This window comes from Mesorhizobium sp. J8 (genome assembly GCF_016591715.1).
GTDB lineage: Bacteria > Pseudomonadota > Alphaproteobacteria > Rhizobiales > Rhizobiaceae > Mesorhizobium.
Genome location: NZ_AP024109.1, coordinates 3,119,880 through 3,143,789 on the forward strand (window position 1 = coordinate 3,119,880; position 23,910 = coordinate 3,143,789).

Below are 23,910 nucleotides of genomic sequence, written 5' to 3' on the forward strand. Positions count from 1 at the left end.
AAGGCGACAGAGAGCGTCACGGGGATACTCCTTCGGCTTACCGATCGATTGTATCGCGCGGTCTCAAAGGACGAGGTCTTCGAGGCGGCGCTCGAGGCCATCTGTGACGCGCTAGGTTGCAAATCTGCGTCCATACTTCAGTTTGACGATGAGCAGGTCATGCGTTTCGTTGCATGGCGCGGCTTGTCTGACGATTATCGGCAGGCCGTCGATGGACATACCCCGTGGAGAGCTGGACAGCGCGGCGTCTCCCCGATCTACGTTGCGGACATCCTTCAGACGGAGGAGCCCGCCTGGCTCAAGGAAGTCATTACAAGAGAAGGAATTCGGGGTCTGGCCTTCGTGCCAATTGAAGCGCACGGGCAGGTCATCGGCAAGTTCATGAGCTATTTCGACGCGCCGCATGCCTGGAGTGAGAGGGAGAACGAGATTGCCGTCGCTATCGCGCGTCAGGTGGGCTTTGCTGTCGAACGTTGGCGTGCTGAAGAAGCCCGCCTCTTGGCCGAACGCGAGTTACGGCTTTCGGAAGAGCGCTTGCGACTGATGTCCGAGGATGCGCCCGTCATGATCTGGACCTCGGATGCCACGGGGCATTGCAGTCATCTCAATCGTCTTTTGCGGGCGTTCTGGGGCGTCAAGGAAGCCGAAATCGGAATGTTCCAATGGGAAGACACGATCCATCCTGAAGATGCTCCCTTTGTCGCCGCGACGATGACGAAGGCTTTGGCCAGCAGATCGCCTGTCGGGCTCAAGGCGCGATACCGAAAGGCTGGAGGCGGCTATCGTATCCTCCAGACGGAGGCCCGCCCGAACTATGCGCCGGATGGCACTTTCATGGGCATGATCGGCGTCAATGTCGACGTGACCGAGAAGGAAGACGCCGAAAGAGCCCTGCGCGAAAGCGAAAGTCGTTTTAGGGACATGGCTGACGCCATGCCGCAGTTGGTTTGGACGGCTGACGGCCAGGGCCGGGTGGACTACTGCAACACGAGAACCTCGGAGTATGCGGGTGGGAGGACGGGAACCCGAGGCGACTTTGATTGGACCAAACTCATCTTCCCAGAGGACCTGGAAGAAACCAGGCAAGCCTGGGAGCAGGCCCTGAAAACCGGACAGCCGTATCAGACTGCTCACCGGCTTCTTATGCGCGACGGTACCGCGCGCTGGCACCTTAGCCGCGCAACGCCCGTTGGCAACGGCGAGACGCAAAGATGGTTCGGAACGGCCACGGACGTCCATGACCTCAGGAAAGCCGAAGAGCGATTGAAGCAGAGTGTGCAACGCCAACTGATCGCGGTCGAGGCTGCGGGCCTCGGTGTGTTTGAGTGGGACGTCGCGTCCGACAGGACGATCTGGGAGAACCGGCGGATGTACGACATCTTCGGGGTCGCTCCGGATGAGCCCATCCCTGGCAAAGCCGAGTTCACTGAATTCTATCTGCATCCTGACGACGCCTTCCTTTTGGAGGAGGCACTGCGGAAGGTCGACCGGCAGGATCGGTCATATCGGCTGGTGTCCCGGATTCTGCGCAAGTCAGATCGCGAGCTTCGCTGGCTGGAGGTCAGTGGTCGGTTCGAGTTCGACGCCTCGGGCCAGCCAGTCCGATTGCTCGGCGTCGCCGCCGACATCACCGAGCGCAAGCAGCTTGAGGAGCATCAACAGCTTCTCATCAACGAGCTGAACCACCGGGTCAAAAACACGTTGAGCGTCGTCCAATCGCTAGCCAAGCAGACCTTCAAGGGAGGCGATCCTGCTGCTCTGGCTGCGCTTGACGGTCGCCTGAAGGCGCTCGGGCAGGTCCACAATCTGCTTGCCGAGCGGAGTTGGGAGAGAGCTTCACTGGCGGAAGTTGCCGAACGCTGCATCTCGTTTCAGGGAGCGGACGATCTCCGCGTTCGTATGGAAGGCCCGGAAATCCAGCTGAGCGCACGGCAGGCTCTGACAATGGCGATGGTGCTGCACGAACTCAACACCAACGCGTGCAAATACGGAGCCCTGTCGCAAATGACTGGTGCTGTACATCTGAGCTGGCAGAACTCTCGCGATCAGCTGATCGTCACCTGGACTGAGCGGGGGGGGCCACCCTGCCGACCTCCGACGAAGCGAGGGTTCGGTTCCGTGCTGATCGAGCAGGCGGCCAGGGCAGATCTGCAGGCGACTGTCGAACGGGACTTCCGGCCCGAGGGGCTTGTTTGCAGGATTTCCATTCCAGAGCAGCGAGTGATCTCATGAGCGCGATTTCTCTTCAGAATCGAGCGGTCCTCATTGTCGAGGACGAATTTCTCATCGCGCTCGAAGCCAGCGAGACAATCGAGGCCTGTGGGGCTACAGTTATAGGACCAGCATACCGCCTCGAGGACGCCCTGAAGCTGGTAGAGGGCAGCCGCGTCGATCTGGCACTGCTGGACGTCAATCTGAACGGGGAGCTTAGTGATCCCGTTGTCTCTGCTTTCCAGGCAAAGGGAGTTCCTGTGGCACTGACGACCGGTTACGGGAAGACATTGCCGTTCTCGTTTTCCGGGCCAGTGCTGACCAAGCCTTACACTCCGGATGAACTGCTGGCAGTCATGGGGTCGTTGTGAGCGAGCGCGTTCACCTGGGGCGGAAAGCGGCTGAAAAGCCAGCTGTTCGCGGCCTTGGAAGAAACGCCGTTGGCCAGCCAGGCATCGCGACAGTCACGGCCATATTTGGTTCACTTCGGCAAGATCATCGACGGTTATGGCACTCGGCGCAACGATCTGCGGCTTGGCGATCCGAACCAGACTGGCACAATTCGTGGATGGCGATCTCTACCTACTTGCGGGATTCTGCAGCTATGGACATAACAGCCTCGAGCTATTGAAATCAAAGCCGGCAGTCCGTTTTCCGGCCCCGCCGACGTCGGACAGTTCTACAATCGACTATTGACTGGGGTTTCTGGAAGCTTTTCGAACTTTCTGGGTAGCGCCGCGGCCTGAGTTGCAGTTCCTTATGGACAAGGTGGGTTAGTAGATTTCGACCTTCGGGCAAGAGGCGTCGACGTCTGGCACGGATGCCTTGCTGATATCGCGCGTCAGCACGAGCGCTTAGGTATTCCCAACGACAGCTTTGCGCCCATGCAGGCAGCGGCATACGTTAACAACGCTTAAGGCGCGTCGTCTGAATCCGTTTCGACGTGACGCTCGGCTCTGCCGCCCCATTCCTCGGGTGCGACATCGGCGATCGTTTGGGAGAACGTCCAGGCGTGGCCGGCGAGATCGCGGCAGGAATATTGCCGTTCGCCATAGGGATAGCTCGTCGTCGAGGTCAGGGCCATGGCGCCACGGCGCATCGCGCGGCGGTGGTGCGCATCGACATCCTCGACACGCACCATTACCGAGAACTCCTCATCGCCGGGGGACGGCGCGAATCCGCGCCTCTTCAGGGTCGTGACCACGACGGCCCCTTCGCCGAAGCCGAGATGGACGCGATGATTGCCGATCGTCAGCCGCAATTCGAATCCGAAGGCTTCGCAGAGCCAACGACTCGCCGCTTCAACGTCTGGGTAGGCAAGCGCCGGTATGACGGTATTTGCAGGCATGGAGCGGTTCTGCATGGGCAAGCCTCTTTCCGGCGTCGATGACGGCAGCGCCGAGTTTCAATAATAGGGCGACCGGCATTGCTGCCGGGGGCCGTCATGCGGCTGATAGCTGTTATCCCAGGCGCGGTAGGAGCGGTAGCGGTCAAAGCACCAGCGCACATGGGCGGCCGCCAGGCGCGCCGCGGGGGGCGGGGGTGGCGCGACCGTGGCGGCCGCCACGCCGGCCGCGAAGGCGGCGGCCGGGAACCAGTAGCCATTGTAGTAACGGTAGCCGGGCCGCATTCGCCAATAGCCCCGGTAGCCGTTGTAGTAATAGACGCCGCCGACGACGTAGAAGCCGCGCCGGTACCAAACCGGCGTCGCCTGGCTGGTCACCGACGCCTGGCCCGAGGCGGGCACGATCGGAACGGCCTCGGCCGGCGAAGTCAAAATCGATGCGCCGAGCATCAGGCCGCAAAAAGCTGTCGCTATCCATTTCATCGTCTCTCTCCTTTGTCTTGTGTCCTGGGGATCACTGGCGCTTCAGCGCCCGCAGTTCGGAAATCGAAAGCGCGCCGTCGCCATCGGTGTCCGCTTGCAGAAGCCGGTCGGGAATGGCGGCCGTGAATTCGTCGCGCGAGATCTTGCCGTCGCCGTTGCGGTCCATGCGGCTCGCCTCGGCCTGAAGCCCCGCGAAGCGCGCGGCCTGGATGTCGCGCTTTGCCTTGACCTGCGCCACGGCCGCGCGCACCTCGTCGGGGTCCAGCACGCCGTTGTGATTGGCGTCCAGCCGGTCGAACATCCGCGCCCGCGCCGCCTGGATTTCGCTGAACTCGAGCTTTCTGTCGCCGTTGGTGTCGATGCGCCGGAACGCCTCCCGGGCGCCCTGGTCGGCGGCGAAGGCGCTGCAGCCGCACAGAAACAGTCCGGCGAGGGCCGTCACGATCTTTTTCATCTGGGTCTCCGCTGTGATCGACGGCCCGCCGCGGACCGTCCTTGCAGCGCCTCCTACGCGGGAGTTCGACGCCTCCTACGCACCTCCCGCAAATTTTTCGAAGTTCGATGCACAGGGTGCCGCGCTATGGCAGCCGCTAAAAAAATCCGGACGCCGGCGTAGGAGCACGAACCGGGCTGCGTATTGGCCGACAGTCGCCCCCGCGACGTGACAGTCGAAAGGATCAACCATGAAACACTCAGCAATCCTTGCGGGCCTGCTTCTCGGGCTCGCTCCGGTCTGCGCCGCCGCGGCGCAGGACATGCCCGGCCAGCGCATCCTGCAGCGCCTCGACACCATTGGCGACGGCGCGATCTCGAAGGACGAGATCCTCGCCGCCCGCGAACGTCTCTTCAAAAGGCTCGACCGCAATGGCGACGGCGTCATTGACGAGAACGAGATCGAGACCGCCCGCCGGGCCATCGATGACCGCGCCCTGGCAGCCGAGGCCCACCTCGGCAATCGCTGGCGGCGCATGGACAAAAACGGCGACGGCAAGGTCACCGAGAACGAGTTCCAGGCCAGCACGCCGCTCTTCGATCTCGCCGACCGCAATGGCGACGGCAGGCTCTCCGCCGACGAGATCGCGGCGATCCGCAAGATCGTGGCTGCTCACGCCAACTGACCAACCTGCCCTCCAGAAAGGAAATGACATGCTTTCAAGACTCAAACTTCCGCTGCTTTGCCTTGGCGCGATGGTCTTCTGGTCGGCCGCTTCCCCCGCCTCGGCCGAGGAATGGACGCGCAAGACCGTGCATGGCGGCGAACTGAGCCGCAGCGTCGACCGCGACGGCAATACCTACACCGGCTCGACCACGCGGACCGGACCGAATGGCGGCACCTACACGTCGAATTCAACGTGCAAGGCCGGCGTTGTTGACCGCTGCTCCAGGAGCTATTCTGCCACCGGGCCGAACGGCAAGACCGTTTCAGGTCAACGCTACAGCGCGGCCGGTCCGTTTCGCGGCCGTTCTGTCGGCAGCTTCACCGGCCCGAACGGCAACACGGTTCACGGCTTCCGCCGTTGGCGCCGCTGACATCTGGTGGTGGACTTGACGTCGGAATTCGTTTTTCTCCCGAGCCGGATCGTCGCGGATTTCTCCTTCGCCGCCGGAGGCTCGTCGACCGGTGCCCGCACCCGTGCGGGATGAAGCTGCCGGTGGCGACGAGGAGCTTCTGGCCCGCATCGCCGCGGGCAGCCAGGCGGCTTTGTCCGCGCTCATGGCCCGTCACGGCCGTGGGCTGCGGACATTCGCCACGCGCTATCTAGGCCATGCGGCCGATGCCGAGGACGTGGTGCAGGAGGTTTTCGTGACCGTTTGGAAACAGGCAGCGCGCTTCGATCCCGGCCGGGCGCGCGCCTCGACATGGCTCTACCGGATCACGGCCAATCGCTGCATCGATCAGCGCCGGCGCCGGGCACTGCGCAATTTCTTCGGCCTGGACGACATCTCCGAGGAGCCGCCCGCGCCGGAGGCGAATGCCGAGGCCGCGACGGCGGCAAGGCAGGAACTGGCGATCGTGCGCGACGGCCTGTCGCGCCTCCCGGAGCGCCAGCGGATGGCGCTGCTTCTTAGGGCGGTGGGCGAGCTTGACATCGGTGCGATCGCCGAGGTGATGGGCGCCAGCGCGGGTTCGGTGGAACAGTTGCTCGTGCGCGGGCGCCGTGCGCTCAGGGATCATTTAGCAGATGCGGCCGGGGGCCGCGAAAGGAAGTCCTCATGACACGCGAGGAATTCGAGAACAACCGGCGCCGCTTCGGCGAAGACATCGATGCCTGGCCGGCGGCCTTGAGAGGGCCCGCCCTAGCCTTCATGGCGCTTAACGGCGATGCCGGCGCAGACGCGGCGCTGGACAGGCTCGTGCGGGAGGCCGCGCTGGTCGAGGGCGACGATCGCGTTTTGGCGCGCAAGGTGCTGGCGCGGATCGATCGCGGCGCGGCGCGTCCTTCGCTGCTGGCGCGCTTCCTCGTCGCGCCGGCCGGCATCGCCGCTTGCGCCGCGGCCTTGCTGGTCACCGCGACAATCGCCGGTTACCAGGTGGCGCGCGTTCAGGACCAGTCTCAGGATACTGAGCTTCTGGCGCTCGCCGCGGGCGCCAGGCTTCCCGATGACGGCGGACCTGCGATCGCGGCCGATCCGGGCGAGGGGGATGCGCTATGACCGGTCGCTCGTGGATCTGGGCGGCGGTGCTGGTTGTGCTTGCCCTTTCGCTCGCGCTCAACTTCTTCTTCGTCGGCTATGCCGCGCATGGCTTGCGCCAGGCAGCCGTTGCACGGGGGCTTCTGGCGGAGGTCGCGGGCGCCTATTCGCCTGAAGTGCGCAAGGAGTTCCGCGCGGTCATGCGCGACAACCGCGCCAGAACGTTTGAAGCCCTGCGCGAATTACGTGCGGCCCGCGCCGAGCTGGCTGCGGCCGAGAAGGCGAAGCCTTTCGACGAGGCGGCGGTCAAGCAGGCGATGGCGACGGTGCGCGCCGCCACGACCAACCTTCAGGCAACGGTGCAGGACTACCTGCTTGCCGCGATGAAGAACGTCAACGCGAAGCCGGCCGGAGGAGGGTGAGCTTTTCGTCCTAAGCAGTCAGTCCGTGACGAAAGCAGAATGTGCGCACCCTGGTCCGTAAGAGCAGTACTCCTGGCGATTCATAGCGGGGGAGGGATACCGTGGATCCAGTGGTCTGAGCGTTCGTCTGCTGAGGGAGTTCTGAAGCGTTTTTCGCGGGTCCAAAGCCAGTCCCCGCAACCAATTCTATCATAAATCGATAACCGTCCCGGTCTAACCGGGGCGGTTTTTTGCGTTCAGGGGCTAGTCGACGTTCAGGATGTCTGAGTTGCCGCCGGCCCCCCCCCGGCCTCGGCGTTGCTCGCGGCTCGATACGCTAGGTCAGCCTGTCGCGAGCAACAGGTTCTGGCGGAGGTGTGTCGATCGCCTAAGCCGCGTCACAGAACCTGAACATCATCGGCATGGTGTGGTCGTCTACGGATCGTCAAGTTCTCCCAAGGCTGCCGGTCGGCAATGCGCCGCAAGGCGGATACGCGTTCTGCCAATATGCGTCTCGAACGCGATGTTGGCCAAACCAATGATTGATCGGACAAAACAGCGGCTTCTGCAATTCGTTGTCCGAAGCTCCGCTGACCCAGATGTAGCCGGAATTGATCGCCCCCATTGCGCGCTCCTATTTAATCGTTATGATAAAAATCGTCATAGATGGAAAGCATATGAAAAAAAACTCCACAATCGAGAAGGCGACCGCTGAAGATGTCATCGGCATCGCCAGCTTGCTGAGCTGGGCCTTCGGCTTCAGCAAGGTGCGTTCACGAGAATACATCGCCAATATCGGCCTTGAAACGCTTCGGCTCATTCGGGGCGAGGACGGCCGTCCGGTGGTGTGCGCGGGTCTGCTTCAAACGGCGCATGTCTTTCACCGCAAGCCCGTCAAGGCAGCCAACATTGTTCATGTGGCGATCGCGCCGGAATGGCGCGGGAAAGGACTCGCCGTGCCTTTTGTGGATGCTCTTTGCGACGAAGCGAAGAGCAACGGCGCAGCGATCGCAACGCTCTTTGCCTCCACACGGCCTGTCTACCGCAAGGCCGGTTTCGAGCTTGCTGGCCACGAGATCGTCTACGAGGCGGCGACGGCGGCACTGCCTTCGGCAAGCCGGCTTGCCTTCGATCGCGTCGAGCTCGGCGATCCGCGCCTGGCCGTAGCCTATGGCGCAAAGATGCTTGCGGAATCCGGGCTGCTTGAGCGCGCTGCCGCGCACTGGAACGAGTTGCGGCGCGCGCCGACCGATGCTCTCGCCGCCTATCTGGCCGAGGGCGAGGCCGCCTATCTGATCCTCGACATGGGCAACGAGGCGCGTCTTGAGGTCCGGGACTGGTTTGCCGCTTCGCCCGAGGCGGCGCTTGGCCTGCTCTCCTTCCTCGCCCGCTTCCGCTCGGTCTATCCGGCCGTGCGCTGGCACGGCGCTCCGCAGGACGATCTGGTGGCAGCCATGCCGGACAAGGGCTGGCGGCTTGCGCATCAGGAGGAGTGGCTGCTGCGCGTGCTCGACCCCGCAGCCGCGCTGCGCCAGCGCGGCTACCATGTCGACGCCGCCCGGCTCGCGTTGCGCATCGGCGAGGCGCCACCGCTGGAGATCGACATCCGCGCCGGCAAGGCGGAGGTAGGCGAGGCGGCCGGCGCGTCGGGCGCCGCGTTCTCGGTGCAGCCGACCGCCTTCGCCCAGCTATTCACGGGCTTTCGCAGCGCCGCGAAACTGGCGCAGTATGGCCTCGTTTCCGGCGACTCGGATGACATACGCCGCTGTGACCAGCTCTTTGCCGGACCGCCGCCCTGGGTGGCGGAACATTTCTGAGCATGGTTCCAAAAAGTGGGAACCGGTTTTTGGACAAGATCATGCTCACACCAGGAATCTTTTGAGGGATATTGCATGACACACGCGCTGATAGCCTCGTTGAGAGCGGCGGCGGGCGATATGACACCGGCGCTGGCGCGCGTGGCCGAGACGGTGCTGGCGCAGCCCGACGCCACGCTGCGCCAGAGCATCACCGAGCTTGCCGAGACATCCGGATCGTCCGAGGCGAGTGTCATGCGCTTCTGCCGCGACCAGGGCTTTTCCGGTTTCCAGGATTTCAAGCTGGCCTTGGCCAAGGAACTGGCGACCGATGAGCGAGCGCGCGATAATGGCTCTCCTTCCGACGACATCCAGCAGCTGGTCGAAACCGCGATCACTTCACTGCGGGAGACCGAGCAGCTGATCGTTCGCGAAGACGTCGCCGTCGCTTCGCGAAAACTCCTCGACGCTTCTGTGGTCGAGTGTTTCGGCATCGCCGCTTCCGCCGTCACGGCGCAGTACCTCGCCTACAAGATGACCCGCATCGGCAAGTTCAGCCGCGCGCTGGGCGACGCGCATCTGGCGGTTATGGCGGCGGGAACCGCACAGCCGGGGACGGTGCAGGTGGTGATCTCGAGCTCCGGCTCGACCATCGACGCCGTGCGCGTCGCTGATCTCGCCCGCTCCAAGGGCGCTTTCGTCATCGGTATCTCCAACCGCTCGAAGAGTCCGCTGATCGCCGTCTGCGACCTGGCGTTGATCGCCTCCTGGCCGGAGACGCCGCTCACCGGCGGCGCCTTCCCATCGAAGATCAGCCAACTGCTCATCGTCGATGCGCTGGTCGCCGAGATGACCAGGCAGGATCCGAAGCGGTTGGTCGAGCTCAGCCGCACGGCGGAGGTCGTGAGTGACCGCAGCTTCTGATGCGCCGGTGCTCGCCATCGATATCGGCGGCACCAAGATCGCGACAGCCGAAGTGCGTGGCGGCAGGATCGCCAACCGCCGCCAGGCGCCGACGCCACGCACCGGCAGGGGTGACGACCTGATCGCGGCCATCGCTGGGCTTGCGCCGAAAAGCGGTTTTGGCGCGGTGGCAGCCGCCACCACCGGCATCGTGCGCGACGGCGCGTTGACGGCGCTGAACCCCGAAACCCTGCCGATCGAGGACGGTTATCCGATTGCCTCGGCGATCGAGCGCGCTTTCGGCATGCCGCCGCTCGTCGTCAATGACGCGCAGGCAGCCGCCTGGGCCGAATTCACGATCGGTGCCGGCAAGGGTCATCGGAACTTCGCCTTCTTCACCGTCTCCACCGGCATCGGCTGCGGGCTGGTGATAGATGGCCGGCTGGAAAGCGGCGCGACCGGGCTCGCCGGCCATGTCGGGCACACGCGCTCCGAGCCCGGCGGCATCCTGTGCGGCTGCGGCCGGCGCGGCTGCCTGGAGACGGTCGCCTCGGGTACGGCGCTGGCGCGGCTGGGCAGCGCGCGCCTTGGCCGCAAGGTAACGGCGCCGGAGCTGTTTGCGGCGGCGGAACAAGGCAACGGCAATGCCGCGGAAATCATCGCCGGCGCGGTCGCAGCACTGGTCAACGCCTTTGCCGACCTGACGGCCTCGGTCGATGTCGACTGCTTTGCCGTCGGCGGCGGCGTCGGCCTCGCCGGCGGCTTCATCGAGGCGCTGCAGGCGCGTTCGCTCGACCTGCCGCCGGTCTTTCGGCGTCCTATCGTCGCCGCCCAAGCCGGCGCCGATGCCGGTCTGCTTGGCGCGGCTATGCTGGCGCGGTCGAAAAGCCATGACGGAAATTTTCATCGAATATAGATTGTTGACAAAAACTTTCATCTGCGCTTGGTTAGAGTGGTAATGCTCTTCCAGGAGATGCCCCAGTGCAGGCCAAGCACGGTGATTTGCTCGCCACACTCGATGGAACGCTGGTCGTGTCGTGCCAGGCCGAGGCCGGCCTGCCGCTCGATGCTCCCGGCCATATCGCGGCCATGGCGCGCTCCGTCGTCTTGGGCGGCGCCGCTGGGGTGCGCATCGAAGGCGCGGCCAACATTGCCGCCGTCCGCGCCGCAGTCGAGACACCGCTGATCGGTCTGATCAAGGCAAGGCGCCACGACACCGAGGTTTACATCACACCGACGCTCGACGACGTCGCCGCCGTCGTCGAGGCCGGCGCCGATATCGTCGCGATCGACGCCACCGCCCGGCCGCGCCCAGCCGAGCTGAAGGCGATGTTCGCCAGCATCGCGGCGAGGGGGCGGCTCTCCATGGGCGACGTCGCCACGCTCGATGAAGGCCGGCGCGCGCTCGATGCCGGCGCTGACCTCATCAGCACCACCATGGCCGGCTACACAAACTATTCCAGCGACCAGCGCGGCCCCGCCTTCGCCCTGATGGAGGAACTCGCCCGTGCCGGCCTGCCTTTCGTTGCCGAGGGGCGCATATGGTCGCCGCACGAGGCCGTCCATTGCTTCGAGCTCGGCGCCCGCTTCATCGTCGTCGGCGGCGCCATCACCCGGCCCGACGCCATCACCCGCCGCTTCGCCGACGAGGTCGCCGCTTCGAGTGCCCGTCCGCAACTGAGAAGGAACCCGACATGATCAAGCGCCGTCGCGTCGCCGTCATTGGTGCAGGCTTCATGGGCTCCATGCATGCCGGCATCTTCGCCAACATGGTGGGCTCCGAGCTCGCGGCCATCGTCGATCCCAACCGCGCGCTGGCCGAGGCCGTGGCGGCCAAGGTGCCGGGCTGCAAGGTCTATGACAGCCATCAGGCGTTGCTCGGCTCGGAACGCGATCTCGATCTAGTCTCGATCTGCACGCCGGACAATCTGCATCTGGCGCCCGCCGTTGCAGTGGCCGAAGCCGGCATCAACGTCTTCGTCGAGAAGCCGATCTCCTCCAAGGTCGACGACGCCCAGGCCATCATCGCGGCTTGCGAGGCGGCGGGCGTAAAGCTCGGCGTCGGCTACCTGCTGCGCTTCGATCCGCGCTACGCCGCCGCCAAGGAGCTGATGACATCGGGCAAGATTGGTGAGCCGATCCACATCTATGCCCGCCGCAACAGCGCCCGCACCGAGGGGCCGAAGCGCTATGGCGGCAAGCTGCCGCTGGCGCTGCATGTCACCGTCCACGACGTCGACATGGTGCTGTGGATGCTCGAGGGCCAGCAGCCGGTGTCGGTCTATGCGCAGCAGACCGACAAGCTGCTGGGTAGCTCCGGCACACAGGACAGCATCGCGGCCATCGTGCGCTTTTCCGGCGGCACGGTCGTCAATTTCGAGAGCGCCTGGTCGCTGCCCTCCGGCGCGCGTCACATGATCGACGCGCGCATGGAACTTATCGGCACCGACGGATCCTTCGAGGTCCAGTGCGGCGACAGCGGGCTCTATTTCGCCAGCGACGAGACGTCGCGCGAGATCGATACCCAGCACTGGCCCCAGCTCAACGGCCGTATCGACGGCGACCTCGCGCGCCAGCTCGGCGGCCTCATCGACTGGCTGGGCGGCGCGGCGATGCCGATCGCCACCGGTCGGGAAGCCCTTCGTTCGCTCGAACTCACCCTAGCCATGATGCAGTCGGCACAGAGCGGCGAAATCGTACGCCTCGGTTGAACTCAACTGACGGCGCTGTTGCAACGAGGCCAGACGGCCCAACAATGGGAGACGAAAACATGCTGAACAGACGCAGTGTACTTATGCTCGGCGCGGCCGCTGCCGCGCTCGCCATGGCCATGCCAGCCTCCGCCGACGACAAGCCCTTCAACGGCGTGCAGATATCGGTGCTGCTGGAAGGACATCCGACTACCGACGCCATCCAGAAGATGGTGCCCGAATTCAAGGAAAAGACCGGCATCGATGTCGCGATCGAGGTCGTGCCCGAGCAGGACATCACGGCCAAGGAACTGCTCGAGTTCTCCGCCAAGTCCGGCCGCTACGACGTGGTCCAGAACAACATCATCTACCTGCCGGGTTTCGTGAAGTCCGGCTATATCGTCCCGCTCGACGACTTTCTGGCCAAGCACAGGGAGAATTTCGACAAGGCCGACTTTGTACCCGGTTACTTCAACACCAACGTGCTCGACGGCAAGGTCTACGGCCTGCCGGTCTATGGCGAGAGCACCTTCGTCATGTACCGCAAGGACCTGTTCGAGCAGTATGGCCTGGCGGCACCCAAGACCTTCGAGGACATCGAGAACGCGGCCAAGACCATCTCGGAAAAGACCGACAAGCAGATTGCCGGTATCACCATGCGAGGCCAGCAAGGCATACAAGGCGTCTACGTCTGGGCGGCCTATCTCTGGGGCTTCGGCGGTTCCTTCTTCGACGCGAGCGGCAAGTCGGCGCTCGCGACGCCCGAGGGTATTGCCGCGCTCGATGCCTTCACCAAGGTGCTGAAGGACTACGGTCCGGTCGGTGTCGCCAATTTCGGCTGGGAGGAAAACCGGCTGCTCTTCCAGCAGGGCAAGGCGGCGATCACGCTCGATGCCACCGTCAATGGCGCCTATAACGAAGACCCTGCGGTCTCGACGGTTGTCGGCAAAGTCGGCTACGTGCCGGTGCCGATGAAGTCTACCTCACCGAAGGGCGGCTCTTCGTCGCTCGCCGTGCATTCAATGTATGTCTCAGCCGAGTCGAAGAATCAGGAAGCCGCGGCCCTGTTCGCCGCCTGGGCGACAGCCAAGGAACAGCAGCTGAAGTCGATCGAGACCGATCCCAACTCCGGCGTGACCTCGCTTTCGGCGCTCAACAGCGACAGCTTCGGCAAACGCTACGGCGCCTTCAAGGAAGGCATGATCGCGGCCATCAACGCCGGCAACCCGCAATATCTGCCGACGGTCGAGCAGGCGAACGAGATCATCAACAACACTGGCATCGCCGTCTCTAAGGCGCTCGCCGGAACCGCAAGCGCGGCCGACGCCCTGAAGGAAGCCGACGAAGCCAACAACGCCGCGCTCGCCCGCTAAGGGCGGGAGGCGTGCCCTGCCGCGTGCGCTCCCTGTGCGCGGCAGGGCGTGAGCATGATCCCGAACAGTGTGCCGGTTTTTGCTGCGCCGACCGTAAGTTCGGAAAGACCATGCTCAACCCATGAATCCATTGGATAGATGATGAGACCCGTGGCCGCAGCGTCCGATCCCACAAGACATTTCTTCCAGCCGATCATCATCTGCCTAACGGTAGCGTCGGTGGCGCTGACGCTGTTTGTCATCTGGATTTCCCTGCACGACCTCTCGCTGATGCGGGCAGGGCGCGAGAAGTTCGTCGGGCTCGACAACTATATCCGCTTCCTCGGCGATCCGCGCGCCATGGCCGCGCTCTGGCGCACGGTGCTCTTCACCGTGCTGGCGACCGTGATCGAGATCGCGCTCGGCCTTGCCGTCGTGCTGTTCCTCGACCGCGACTTCGCCATGAAGCGGCTGGTGCGGACATTGCTTCTGGTGCCGATCATCATGACGCCTGTCGTCGTCGGCCTCACCTGGCGCTTCCTCTTCGACCCGGCCACTGGCATGGCGAACTATCTTCTGTCGCTGGTGGGCATCGCCCAGGTCGACTGGCTTGGCAGCCCGCGGATCGCGCTGTTTTCGGTACTGGTCGCCGACATCTGGCAGTGGACGCCCTTCGTCATCCTGCTTGTGATGGCCGCGCTTGAATCGGCACCCACCGATCCGCTCAACGCCGCCCGCGTCGACGGCGCACGCGAATGGCAGGTCACCTGGTACGTGCTCCTTCCCATGCTGCGCCGGGCGCTTGCCATCGTCGCGCTGATCAGGGCGATCGACAGCATCAAGGCCTTCGACCTCTTCTACATCATGACGCGCGGCGGGCCGGCGTTGTCGACCGAGACGCTGAACTATTATGGCTACATCGTCGCCTTCACCAATTTCGACATCTCCTACGCCTTGGCTATCGCCATCATCCTGACCGTGTTCACCAATGTCGCGCTGCTCACCATGTACAGCGTGCTCTTCCCGAAGACGGGGGACCGCTGATGACCAGGCGCGCGCTGTTCTATGTCGGTCTGGCCCTGCTTCTGCTTGCGGTGCTGTTTCCGCTCTATTGGGTCGTCGTCACCTCCTTCAAGACGACGCGCGACGCCTTCGCCATTCCGCCCGTCTGGCTGTTCAGCCCGACGCTCGAGAACTATCGGACGGTGTTCGCCAATCGCGGCTTCCTTAACGCCTTCGCAAATTCCTTCATCGTCTCGATCCTCTCCAGCGCGCTCGCCGTCGCCGTCGGCTCGGTCGCGGCTTATGGTCTGGCGCAGCAGCCGGCGGAGCTGCGCCGCGCCCGGGAGAAATTCATCCTCAGCCTGCGCATCGCGCCGGCGCTGCTCTTCGTCATCCCCATGTATTACCTGGCGACCCGCATCGGCGCGCTGAACAAGCACTGGCTGCTGATCGCCGCCTATGCCTTCGTCAACGTACCCTTCGCCATCTCGCTGCTCCTCACCTTCTTCGACGACATCCCGAAGGAGTTGCGCGATGCCGCGCGTGTCGACGGGGCGCGCGAGTTTTCGATCTTCTGGCACGTCTATTTGCCGGCCGCTCGCGGCGGCATCATAGCCACGCTCATCCTGTGCGTGCTGTTCACCTGGAACGAGTTCTTCGTGGCGCTTGTGCTCACCGGCCGAGACACTCAGACGCTGCCGGTCTCGATCACCTCGTTCCTGACATTCCAGGGCATCCAGTGGGGCGCGCTGACCGCCGCCGCCACCCTCATCATGCTGCCGATGATCGTGCTCGGCGTCCTGGTGCAGGGACAGGTGGTGCGCGGCATGACGCTTGGCAGCGTGAAGGGCTGAACAACCGATGGCGAAACTCTCGATACGGTCGGTCTCGAAATCCTACGGCGCGGTCCCTGTGCTGGACGACGTTTCGGTCGAGGTCGATGAGGGCTCCTTCGTCGTGCTGCTCGGGCCGTCCGGCTGCGGGAAGTCGACGCTGCTCCATGCCGTGGCCGGCCTTAACCCCATCGATTCCGGCAGCATCGTCATCGGCGACCGCAACGTCACCAACCTGCCCGCGCGGGAACGCGATGTCGCGATGGTTTTTCAGTCCTACGCGCTCTATCCGACGATGACGGTGGCGCAGAACATCGCCTTCCCGCTCAAGATGCGCGGGCTCGACCGCAGGACTTCGGACGAGAAGGTCGCGGGCGTCGCGCGTCTGCTACAGATCGAGCCGCTGCTTTCGCGCCTGCCGCGCGAGCTGTCCGGCGGCCAGCGCCAGCGCGTCGCCATCGGCAGGGCGCTGGTGCGCGACCCGCGCCTGTTCCTGTTCGACGAGCCGCTGTCCAATCTGGACGCCGCCTTGCGCACAGAGCTCCGCGCTGAGATCAAGCGTCTGCACCAGTCGATCCGCCGCACCATGGTCTATGTCACGCACGACCAGACCGAGGCTCTGACGCTCGCCGACAAGATCGTCGTGCTGAAATCCGGCCGCATCGAGCAGACCGGCACGCCGCTCTCGCTCTACGACGATCCCGACAACGCTTTCGTCGCGGGCTTCATAGGCACGCCGCGCATGAATTTCCTCAAGGCGGCCGTAGTGGATGATGGCAAGGCGCTGATGGCCGGCGAGGTGAAGGTGGACATCTCGCACCTCAAGACGAGGCTGGAGAACGGCAAGACGGTGACGCTGGGTATCAGGCCGGAGCATCTCGACGAGAAAGAGGGTGTCGCGCTCTCGCTTGCCGTGGACGTCACCGAGCGCCTGGGTTCGACCTCCTACGTGCACGGCGCGCTGCCGAGCGGCGAGACCGTTGTCGCCGAGCGCCGCGAGGATCAGCCGCGCTTCGGCGAGACCATCACCCTGCGCTTCCAGCCGAGCCGCGCCCGCGTTTTCGACCGAGAAAGTAGGCGCATTCGCTGACGCCCGTCCCGACTTGCACATAGTAAGTTCGCAAGGAAGACGGCGCGGCCTGAGCCACTAGAAAGCGGACTGTCTGTTCGGGGCCCTGAAGCGTACGTCAGGTTTGTCAGGTGGCAAGAAGGACGACGGACCCGAACCGGACGGCGCCGTATGATGCCCGTGCTCGCCTTCATAGCATCACTCGCTAACGTGACTGCGCTGTTGCTGCATTAGGCCTTTTTGAACGAGGCGAGGGCGGGACCCCTGTGCCGGTGATCTTGCCATAGACAATGCAACCGCCGAAAACGAGCAAAAATGCGACGGGGCAGAACACGATGAAAAAGATGCCCAAGGACAATGAAAGATGCATGAGCAGGAGGCCGTAGCCGCCAAGCGTCAGCAGCAAGCACGCGACGAATACCGCAAGGGCCACAGGCCCGCCGTACTCGACCATGTTTAGTGACTTCGACGCCGGGTGCGCGATGGCGTACACCGTCAGCGTCAGTGGCACTACGATGCAGAAGCAAACCATCGCAGCGAAGACGTAGTTGTCAAACGTCGAGCTTGTGTAGCCGGTCAACATTCCAGCCAAACTGGCACCCGCCAAGCCCAGTGTCATCGACTGTTCAATATCCCAAATGTGCGCCTTCTCTACGTCATCGATCACCGCTGAACCTCCATGGTGAAACTCGGCCTAAGATAGGAGAACAACGGGCACTTGATTAGGGACTGCTTATGCCAGATGATGCATTCTCGCCGAAAATTTCGGGCGTCGGCCGGAAGGATCCGCCCGATGCCCGAGAAAGCGGCCCCGGCTACGCGAGACGCCTAGGCGCGCTTCCATGCCGAGAAAAAGAGGCCGAACGGCGGGAAGCCGAGCAGCGGGCGGCGGGCTTGTTTAGGAAGGCGGCGGGCCGCAAACAGTCATAAACGCGAGCAAACCATCTTGGTCGTAGCTTTTGACCTCCGTCGAGTGCTTTGTGGCCGCCGCAATAGCGTCGAGGTTCTTCTGCAAACGGTCCGTGACGATTCGTACCTTTTCGCCGCCGATCTGCTCTAATTCGAACTTCAAAAGCGCCAGATCGAACGACGCGAGATTGATTTCCTTGAGCGCCTCGTGGCTGTTTTGCGAGTCGGTCGCACCGGCTATCAGCTGCCGACGGATAAGCTCGCACTGCTCACGCGTAATCTCCATCCCGTGTGCGCTGCTCAATGTGCCGGCCAATGTGGCGGCGATAAGCAACCGATGGGCAACGGCTCGCAAGCGTCAGCCTCCGAACATCTTTCTAAGGAGGCGCCAGAAGCTGACCGTAGTGCGGTCGTAGACGCGGTTGTAGGCGGCGCGCTTGGGATTGATAACCCACCCCATGCCCCGCGGCGCCTTGAGGCCAAGTTTGTGCCGCACGATGCGCTTGACCGACGTCCTCGCTGCCAGGCTACGCTTGATGCTTGGCGTGCGCATGCCGAACTTCATGGCCCTAGTGCTCCCCCGGGCCTCACGCTGGCCGCACGGCCGCCGCAAGATGATCCGTCCGCGGCTGTATCGCCCGGTGTGGCACAGTTTCCCCTATATCCACCGCCGCCGGGGGCGGACCTGTATTGCTGGATAACAGCAACGCTCCGCGCGCCGTCCCCCTCGATATGAGTGTTGTTGCTGTTAGGATTGAAAGGGTCGACGGTCTGCAGAAGCTGGTTGGTGTGATTGGCGTCGCCAGATGCCAAGGTCATCGTGTCGTAATTGTTGAGATAGCCGGCGGCGCAGCCCGATGTTGCGAGCGCGATTGCAAGCCAAGATAGATGCTTAAGGTGCATTCCCCCATCCCTCTAGCAAGATACTTGCATAGGGTGCATTACTTGGCAATCTTCTAATAAACGAGTGGGGGTTACAGTTGATTAGGTTGCTTTCAGACACGCTCGCGACGTTCAACGCGGCTTTCGCCGTCCTCATAACGCTTGGCGGCGGGCTCGCCGGCTGGCGGCATATGTATGAGCAAGGCACGGCACACGGGGTGCTTGGCATCGCCTTGGGTTTGGTGATCGGCCTCGCCTTCGCCGCCGCCATATGCGGCACGCTGGCAACGCTCGTCCTGATCGAGAACCATCTTCGCAACTTGCTGAGGATGGCAGAGCGGGATCGTACAGGCAGAAGACAGTAGAAATCCAATGGTAGAAGCCAGCATAAAACCTCGAGCCAGGCAAAGGTCCTCCGGCTGGGTCTATTTCGGTCTGGTGGCGACGGGAATTTACTTCGCGGCTATCTTGGTCACTCTTTCTGACGCAGACGTTGATCGACTACTGCAAATCAAGTCGTTCGATTTTCCCTCTCTCAACACGTTCGGCGACTTTCTGGCTGGGCTGTGTGCGCCGCTGGCGTTCCTTTGGCTTTTCGTGGCGACGATGGTGCAGTCTCAGGAACTGGCGTTGCAGAGCGAAGAGTTGCGGCTCACGCGGGAAGAGTTTCGCCTGAACAGAGAGGTTTCCACTCGGCAAGCCGAGGAGGCCCGGAGCCAAGCTCAATATATCGGGCAGCAAACGGCCATGTTGCAGGCGGCAGAGGTAGATCGATTGATCGAAGTGCATCGCGACGCCTTCCTGAGAAAGATGTCTGAAGCCGACGGGTCTCAAGTCAAATTTGGAGAAGGAACCGATACCGCCGTGATCTCGTTCGGCGCGTCTCCCCCCAAAGATTTTCGTGCTGCATCGAAACAATTGCAAAGGGCTGCCGGTGAGTTGCGCGGGCTGGTTACACGGTCGCCGGACCGGCCCCGGCAAGGCAACTTGTCCGCATTCATCCAAATCCGTCACACACTCAATTCCATCGAGGCAAACATCAACGCTGCCTCTCTGCCAGTCCAAGCTGCCATGCAACGAGATGAATTGGCCGAAGCCACCCTCGCCATCGATTATCTGATCGAGCAGACAGACCCCTCAACGCGGCTAACGTCGTCGTGATTTCGGGACTGGCCAGAGCATCCCACGGGCCGTTGCCGACGGGCTTTTCACCCGTATCTCGCCAGTAATTTTGGCTAACCTTTGATGCTAGGCGCAGGCGGCTTGGTGCCGTCGAACGACAACCGCTCCACCGTGGCAACAATCGCCACAGACAGTGCCTTCGCTTCGTCGAGCAACGTCGGGCCGTAATACCCGCCCACTTGCTCCTCTCTCATCAGCACGCCGGGCGGTCAATGCTCCTCGATCGTCGCTTTGATCAATCGCAGTGCGGCCCGGCACTCGGTAATGTCCATCGTCTCCATGAGAAACAAACATTCGAGTCAGCTAAAATGTTCCTGTTGGACCTAGGAGCAATATTCAAGACGGTGAGTCTCCACGATGAGCGGTCCCCCTCCGGGCCGCTCGCCCTTGGTAGACCCCATCTACGGCCCGTTGCTTTGGTCATTGGGGACGGGCTTTTTCTTTGACGTCTTGCGCTTCGGCGGAACGTGGCTCGTCACCACCCGCACAGTGCTCGCCTTGACCGTTATGCCAAGATCTTTGCCGCCGACCGTCACGGTGTCGCCGTCGACCCGTGTGACCTCGCCGGTTAGTTCGATCGTCTGGCCGCTGCTGATGTGCGGTGTCCGATCAACGATCGAGTGCGGCTGGCTGTAGGAGGGGATCAGCACGCTCACCCGGTCCTCAGTGATGGGCTTGCGGATCGTTGCCGCGATCGCAACCATATCGCCGACCTTTGATGCTGTCCTTCGCCATAGGGCGAGTCTGGTGCAGCTCGTCGCTTATTCAAGCTTGTTCTAATGGACATAAAATTGTCTGCAGACCGATAGCGCGCTACATGTGTGCCACCTCACCGCAGCGGGCTAAGGATAGCCGACGCAGCTTCGCCGGTTGTTCGGGTCGCCCCAGACCTCCCGACTCGGTGACCGTTGAAGGGCGCGCAACGGCCCCCACAATCGAAGCTGACGCGAAGACAATCATGAACCAGCACGTCAGCCGTAGAACTGCTTTTGCAGCGACCACCGCGATCGCCGCGTCAGTCATTCCTTTTGACGGAAATGCGAATGCCGTCACGGCGCCTGAGACCACCGAGACGCCGGTCACAAAGGTCAATCGCTTGGCGGAAGAACTGGCCGATGAACGGTCTCGCCGAACCTGGGCACTATGCCCATTGGGTGGCGCATATCCATCCCGCCAGTCTTCCGGCTCATCCAGTTTCTTTCGAGAACTTGGGGCGACCGTCACCTGACCGGGATCTGGTGCGCTTGGGCATGCAGCTTGATGAGGCTTGGCGGCAGGAGAAGGCGCTACTGAGACCGAATGAAGACGGCCTGCTCGTGGCGACTGATGAATTGCATAGGAAGCAGCGACAGACCACACATCAAGTATCGTCAAGCAGATAGAGAGCGTGCCGGAACGGATGATAGAAGGCCTGCGCATCAAGGCCCAAGCCATAGACGGACAACGACTTCAATGAGCAGCTAACGACGAATGTCCGCTTGGCACAGCAGATCGTGCGCACGTTGCTGGTAATCTGAAGGGGCCGACCTACGACAGCCCGGCTGCTATGTGGCCGGACTCTTCTCTGCTTCTTCGGCGGCTTTGATGCCGCGATCGATCTTGGCTGTCAGGACAAAGAGAAAGTTGCCGAGAGCTTCCGCGAATTCCACTGACTGTCTGGCCTCGTCGGCCGAGACGTGCGGTCGCTTTTCGTCGGCGTGTCGTGGACGATTTGAGCCGAGGCGTACGGAGTGTGCCCACTTAGCCATACCATCTGTAAGGAGATTCTGCTTTAGGGCGTCGTCGATTCGCGAATAGAGGCTTCCATCGACGAGCTTGTGGGCCTTGAGCATTGCATCCACGGCGCTGCCAGCCATCACCGCTGCAGCATCCGGTGCGTGCAGCGTCTCATAAGCCTGCTGTAGAAACTTCCTGGCGGGATCGGGGATATCTTCGTGGGCAATTTTAGCTGCAGGGAAGATCGCAGTCGAAAACATACGGCCATCGCTATCAAAGCGCATCGTCACTGACGACACTCCTGAGCAAGTATTGCAACGGAACGCCGCCCAATGCTCCTCGCCGAACTTTAGCCAACGGTCTGCCCAAACACGAACTAAGTTGGGGCTCGCGATGTCACAATGCGGGCAGCGACCCACACCAAAAAGGTTGTCGCCGGGTTGGTATCCTGCGTTTGTTGTGACACCTATAGAGTATGGCATCCTATTCGCCCATTATGTCGCGTTTCATGTCGCATGGAGTTGCCGATAGTCGCAGGAAACCCCTGGAAATCAACGGTAGTGGATTGCAACACGATGCAACATAAAATCAGGCGCCTGCAACCTCTCGGTTGCTTCTAAGTGCCTGATTTTATTTGGAGAAATGGTAGTAGCGGGAGCCCGTCTCGTACAATCCCCCCGACGCAAATCCCGTTCGGGTGGACTGAGACAGTTCGCAAGATCGGCTAAATTAGGAAGCCGGCGTGACAGGCCGAACGGATAACCTCTGCGATCAAAGAAATTTCGGCGTGTTTCGAGCGGATGTGGATAAACCGGGAAGTTTGAATAGTCTCACAGACTTGTGATTGCACTTAATCCTCTTCTGACGAGACAATACGGTTGTCAGAGGCATCGGGGGGAGAAGATGTCCTACAAAGCGAAAGCTTTCGCTGTGTTGGTCGCGACGTCACAAACAAGTGTCGCAATGGCCGACAGCTACATTTGTGAGACTGTAAACAGCGATTGGCGGAAATTCAGCATACATATAACAGGCGCGATCCAATACGTAGTCGTTGGTCCAACTGGCAAATCCTACGAAGTAGGGACCGGCGTTTTCTTATTCGGCCTCCCCAGAGGCGATAGGAAAGTCGAGACGGGAACTTCCACGATTACAGCCTTCGGAGCGGGCGGCCTGTTCGTTAGAGCCACTGGCGCAGAGCCCTTCAAGGTGTGTGTTACATCCGACGGGTTCTCACCTATTACTGTCTACAGACAGGAATTTTGAACTGTCGGAGGGACAGGTGCGTCGAACGATAGCGTTCATTTTAGCTTGCACTGCCGGGATTGCCAGCACCCCGAGTCACGCAATCGATCTCAATCTTGGTTTCAAGGCGAGCGCCGACCTGGAGGCCACTGTCGGTCTAGATCAGAAAACCCGCGAGTTTGTGGACGGTCTGCCAAAGGAGGTCAGAGAGCAAATTCTGGGCCTTCTAAAAGACGCGTTGCCGTTGATAGATCAGAGTATCAACACGTATATGTTCAGAGTTAACGAGATCCTGGATAAACAAATAAATCACATCGAATGCGCAGCAGTCGGCACGGGTGAAGTTTTGGGAGCGGATTTGAAAAGTTCCCTCCCTGGTATGCATCCGCCAGAACCTGTAGAGAACCTCCAGAAGGACAAGGATAATACCGTTGGTTCATTCAAAGCAAATACGAAGCCAAATACTTATGCGCAAGCATATGCAGATTTCCTTTACAGGGCGGCTGTGACAAGCTGTCAAGTGGGGTTTGCAGACCAGGCCGGCGTGGAGGTGGCGGAACTGCAAACGGATGTGCGTCCGCGGTGGGAAGTGTGGCATCGTGTTAACGGCACCTGCAATGACGCAGCCGGATGCTACGCAACATTATCCAAAGACTTGAAGGCGCTCTTGGATGGGAGCAACCAGCAGGACGTGGCGGCCGTCGATGGTCGGAAGCGATATGCGGCCATCGTTCCGCCACGCGTGCCGAGCTTCTTCGGTCACTGGGATCCCTCCGCTCATGAGCGAGCTCTTGGAGATTTGCTTGCCATTCAAACGTCTTTAGGAGTTGCGAAAGAGGCGAGACTCGCTGTTGCGAAGGATGCCTTGGCAGCGGCCTCAGCCTCGGTCTTGTCCGCCGAAGCCGCGATAAGAATGGCGGAGAATGAAGTTGGCGACAAAGGAGTCGAGAGCAACCAGAACGCGGCTCAACATGCCGATGCTGCAGTTGCAGATGCTGAGAGAATCCGGAACGAGCTGGATCTTGCAGTCTCGAAGGTCCCGGAGGACGCACATGAGGCAGATGCGTTGCGGGCACGATTTAAGGTGGTGGAGGACGCGGTTAAGGCTACCAAAGATGCGGCCTCAGGTTGGATCAACGCAATCAATGCTCGTGCTCACGCCGCAGTACAAGCCAAGCAACAGAGCGACGAATTGAAAGACGCCAGGCGGCCACATTAACCGCCACTACGAGCTAGTGGTCAGGTCAAATAAGATCGACC

The 23,910-nt window shown here is 62.0% G+C and carries 29 protein-coding genes; 20 read left to right on the forward strand and 9 right to left on the reverse strand.

Annotation, left to right across the window (positions count from 1 at the left end):
- Positions 1-48 precede the first annotated feature (48 nt).
- Both MJ8_RS14715 and MJ8_RS14720 read left to right on the forward strand, forming a co-directional pair.
- A complete protein-coding gene (locus MJ8_RS14715; protein ID WP_201415035.1) occupies positions 49-2,232 on the forward strand; it encodes a PAS domain-containing protein in 2,184 nt (727 codons plus the stop codon).
- Positions 2,229-2,582, forward strand: a complete 354-nt coding sequence (locus MJ8_RS14720) for a response regulator (RefSeq protein WP_201415036.1) — start codon at positions 2,229-2,231, stop codon at positions 2,580-2,582. Before MJ8_RS14715 ends, MJ8_RS14720 begins: the two co-directional genes overlap by 4 nt.
- Before the next feature lie 542 nt (positions 2,583-3,124).
- On the opposite strand, the gene MJ8_RS14725 is transcribed toward MJ8_RS14720, so the two are convergent.
- The 3 genes from MJ8_RS14725 to MJ8_RS14735 are packed head-to-tail and all read right to left on the reverse strand — an operon-like array spanning position 3,125 to position 4,481.
- Positions 3,125-3,559, reverse strand: a complete 435-nt coding sequence (locus MJ8_RS14725) for a VOC family protein (RefSeq protein ID WP_225248263.1) — start codon at positions 3,557-3,559, stop codon at positions 3,125-3,127.
- Between the two features lie 57 nt (positions 3,560-3,616).
- Positions 3,617-4,039, reverse strand: coding sequence for a BA14K family protein (locus MJ8_RS14730; RefSeq protein WP_201415038.1), 423 nt, complete (start codon positions 4,037-4,039; stop codon positions 3,617-3,619).
- A gap of 31 nt (positions 4,040-4,070) precedes the next feature.
- Positions 4,071-4,481 carry an EF-hand domain-containing protein gene (locus MJ8_RS14735; RefSeq protein WP_225248264.1) on the reverse strand — a complete coding sequence of 137 codons (411 nt, stop codon included), beginning with the start codon at positions 4,479-4,481 and terminating at the stop codon, positions 4,071-4,073.
- A gap of 241 nt (positions 4,482-4,722) precedes the next feature.
- On the opposite strand from MJ8_RS14735, the gene MJ8_RS14740 reads away from it, so the two are divergent.
- The 5 genes from MJ8_RS14740 (at position 4,723) to MJ8_RS14760 (ending at position 7,095) form a co-directional block, all read left to right on the forward strand.
- The gene (locus tag MJ8_RS14740; RefSeq protein ID WP_201415040.1) at positions 4,723-5,157 is read left to right on the forward strand and encodes an EF-hand domain-containing protein; all 435 of its coding nucleotides are present in this window, start codon (positions 4,723-4,725) and stop codon (positions 5,155-5,157) included.
- Positions 5,158-5,185: 28 nt separating this feature from the next.
- Complete coding sequence (locus tag MJ8_RS14745; RefSeq protein ID WP_201415041.1) at positions 5,186-5,569, forward strand: hypothetical protein; 384 nt, start codon at positions 5,186-5,188, stop codon at positions 5,567-5,569.
- Between the two features lie 91 nt (positions 5,570-5,660).
- Positions 5,661-6,257 carry an RNA polymerase sigma factor gene (locus MJ8_RS14750; RefSeq protein ID WP_225248265.1) on the forward strand — a complete coding sequence of 199 codons (597 nt, stop codon included), beginning with the start codon at positions 5,661-5,663 and terminating at the stop codon, positions 6,255-6,257.
- A complete protein-coding gene (locus MJ8_RS14755) occupies positions 6,254-6,694 on the forward strand; it encodes a hypothetical protein (protein ID WP_201415042.1) in 441 nt (146 codons plus the stop codon). Before MJ8_RS14750 ends, MJ8_RS14755 begins: the two co-directional genes overlap by 4 nt.
- A complete protein-coding gene (locus tag MJ8_RS14760) occupies positions 6,691-7,095 on the forward strand; it encodes a periplasmic heavy metal sensor (RefSeq protein ID WP_201415043.1) in 405 nt (134 codons plus the stop codon). Before MJ8_RS14755 ends, MJ8_RS14760 begins: the two co-directional genes overlap by 4 nt.
- Positions 7,096-7,519: 424 nt before the next feature.
- Here the strand turns inward: MJ8_RS14760 and MJ8_RS14765 are convergent, their stop codons facing one another.
- On the reverse strand, positions 7,520-7,699 hold the full coding sequence (locus MJ8_RS14765; RefSeq protein WP_201415044.1) for a hypothetical protein: 180 nt from the start codon (positions 7,697-7,699) through the stop codon (positions 7,520-7,522).
- Positions 7,700-7,751: 52 nt separating this feature from the next.
- On the opposite strand from MJ8_RS14765, the gene eis reads away from it, so the two are divergent.
- The 9 genes from eis to MJ8_RS14810 all read left to right on the forward strand — a co-directional run bounded on the left by eis (position 7,752) and on the right by MJ8_RS14810 (position 16,740).
- A complete protein-coding gene (eis, locus tag MJ8_RS14770; RefSeq protein WP_201415045.1) occupies positions 7,752-8,891 on the forward strand; it encodes an enhanced intracellular survival protein Eis in 1,140 nt (379 codons plus the stop codon).
- A 75-nt stretch (positions 8,892-8,966) separates the two neighbouring features.
- Positions 8,967-9,794 (forward strand): MurR/RpiR family transcriptional regulator, encoded by an 828-nt coding sequence (locus MJ8_RS14775; protein ID WP_201415046.1) that lies wholly within the window; start codon positions 8,967-8,969, stop codon positions 9,792-9,794.
- A complete protein-coding gene (locus tag MJ8_RS14780) occupies positions 9,778-10,689 on the forward strand; it encodes an N-acetylmannosamine kinase (RefSeq protein ID WP_201415047.1) in 912 nt (303 codons plus the stop codon). The genes MJ8_RS14775 and MJ8_RS14780 overlap by 17 nt, the downstream gene beginning before the upstream one ends.
- Before the next feature lie 65 nt (positions 10,690-10,754).
- A complete protein-coding gene (locus MJ8_RS14785) occupies positions 10,755-11,471 on the forward strand; it encodes an N-acetylmannosamine-6-phosphate 2-epimerase (RefSeq protein ID WP_201415048.1) in 717 nt (238 codons plus the stop codon).
- Positions 11,468-12,484: a Gfo/Idh/MocA family protein gene (locus MJ8_RS14790; protein WP_201415049.1), complete on the forward strand. Its 1,017-nt coding sequence runs from the start codon at positions 11,468-11,470 to the stop codon at positions 12,482-12,484. Before MJ8_RS14785 ends, MJ8_RS14790 begins: the two co-directional genes overlap by 4 nt.
- 59 nt (positions 12,485-12,543) lie before the next feature.
- Entirely contained in the window at positions 12,544-13,836 is a 1,293-nt protein-coding gene (locus MJ8_RS14795; RefSeq protein ID WP_201415050.1) for an ABC transporter substrate-binding protein, read from the forward strand.
- A 141-nt stretch (positions 13,837-13,977) separates the two neighbouring features.
- Positions 13,978-14,859: a carbohydrate ABC transporter permease gene (locus MJ8_RS14800; protein WP_201415442.1), complete on the forward strand. Its 882-nt coding sequence runs from the start codon at positions 13,978-13,980 to the stop codon at positions 14,857-14,859.
- Positions 14,859-15,671, forward strand: a complete 813-nt coding sequence (locus MJ8_RS14805; protein WP_201415051.1) for a carbohydrate ABC transporter permease — start codon at positions 14,859-14,861, stop codon at positions 15,669-15,671. The genes MJ8_RS14800 and MJ8_RS14805 overlap by 1 nt, the downstream gene beginning before the upstream one ends.
- A gap of 7 nt (positions 15,672-15,678) precedes the next feature.
- Positions 15,679-16,740, forward strand: a complete 1,062-nt coding sequence (locus MJ8_RS14810) for an ABC transporter ATP-binding protein (RefSeq protein ID WP_201415052.1) — start codon at positions 15,679-15,681, stop codon at positions 16,738-16,740.
- Positions 16,741-16,924: 184 nt separating this feature from the next.
- Here MJ8_RS14810 and MJ8_RS14815 read toward each other — a convergent pair whose 3' ends face one another.
- The 3 genes from MJ8_RS14815 to MJ8_RS14825 all read right to left on the reverse strand — a co-directional run bounded on the left by MJ8_RS14815 (position 16,925) and on the right by MJ8_RS14825 (position 18,193).
- The gene (locus MJ8_RS14815) at positions 16,925-17,386 is read right to left on the reverse strand and encodes a hypothetical protein (protein WP_201415053.1); all 462 of its coding nucleotides are present in this window, start codon (positions 17,384-17,386) and stop codon (positions 16,925-16,927) included.
- Positions 17,387-17,617: 231 nt separating this feature from the next.
- Entirely contained in the window at positions 17,618-17,983 is a 366-nt protein-coding gene (locus MJ8_RS14820) for a hypothetical protein (RefSeq protein WP_201415054.1), read from the reverse strand.
- 3 nt (positions 17,984-17,986) lie between these two features.
- Positions 17,987-18,193, reverse strand: a complete 207-nt coding sequence (locus tag MJ8_RS14825; protein WP_201415055.1) for a hypothetical protein — start codon at positions 18,191-18,193, stop codon at positions 17,987-17,989.
- Positions 18,194-18,608: 415 nt separating this feature from the next.
- Between MJ8_RS14825 and MJ8_RS14830 the strand changes: the two genes are divergently transcribed.
- Positions 18,609-18,875, forward strand: a complete 267-nt coding sequence (locus tag MJ8_RS14830; protein ID WP_201415056.1) for a hypothetical protein — start codon at positions 18,609-18,611, stop codon at positions 18,873-18,875.
- Between the two features lie 7 nt (positions 18,876-18,882).
- A complete protein-coding gene (locus MJ8_RS14835; RefSeq protein WP_201415057.1) occupies positions 18,883-19,671 on the forward strand; it encodes a hypothetical protein in 789 nt (262 codons plus the stop codon).
- Positions 19,672-20,093: 422 nt separating this feature from the next.
- Here the strand turns inward: MJ8_RS14835 and MJ8_RS14840 are convergent, their stop codons facing one another.
- Positions 20,094-20,396 (reverse strand): hypothetical protein, encoded by a 303-nt coding sequence (locus MJ8_RS14840; RefSeq protein WP_201415058.1) that lies wholly within the window; start codon positions 20,394-20,396, stop codon positions 20,094-20,096.
- Positions 20,397-20,650: 254 nt separating this feature from the next.
- Between MJ8_RS14840 and MJ8_RS14845 the strand changes: the two genes are divergently transcribed.
- Positions 20,651-20,920, forward strand: a complete 270-nt coding sequence (locus tag MJ8_RS14845) for a hypothetical protein (protein WP_201415059.1) — start codon at positions 20,651-20,653, stop codon at positions 20,918-20,920.
- Positions 20,921-21,236: 316 nt separating this feature from the next.
- On the opposite strand, the gene MJ8_RS14850 is transcribed toward MJ8_RS14845, so the two are convergent.
- Positions 21,237-21,692, reverse strand: a complete 456-nt coding sequence (locus tag MJ8_RS14850) for a DUF4145 domain-containing protein (protein WP_225248311.1) — start codon at positions 21,690-21,692, stop codon at positions 21,237-21,239.
- Positions 21,693-22,687: 995 nt separating this feature from the next.
- Here MJ8_RS14850 and MJ8_RS14855 point away from each other — a divergent pair.
- On the forward strand, positions 22,688-23,869 hold the full coding sequence (locus tag MJ8_RS14855) for a hypothetical protein (protein ID WP_201415061.1): 1,182 nt from the start codon (positions 22,688-22,690) through the stop codon (positions 23,867-23,869).
- Positions 23,870-23,910: the final 41 nt, after the last annotated feature.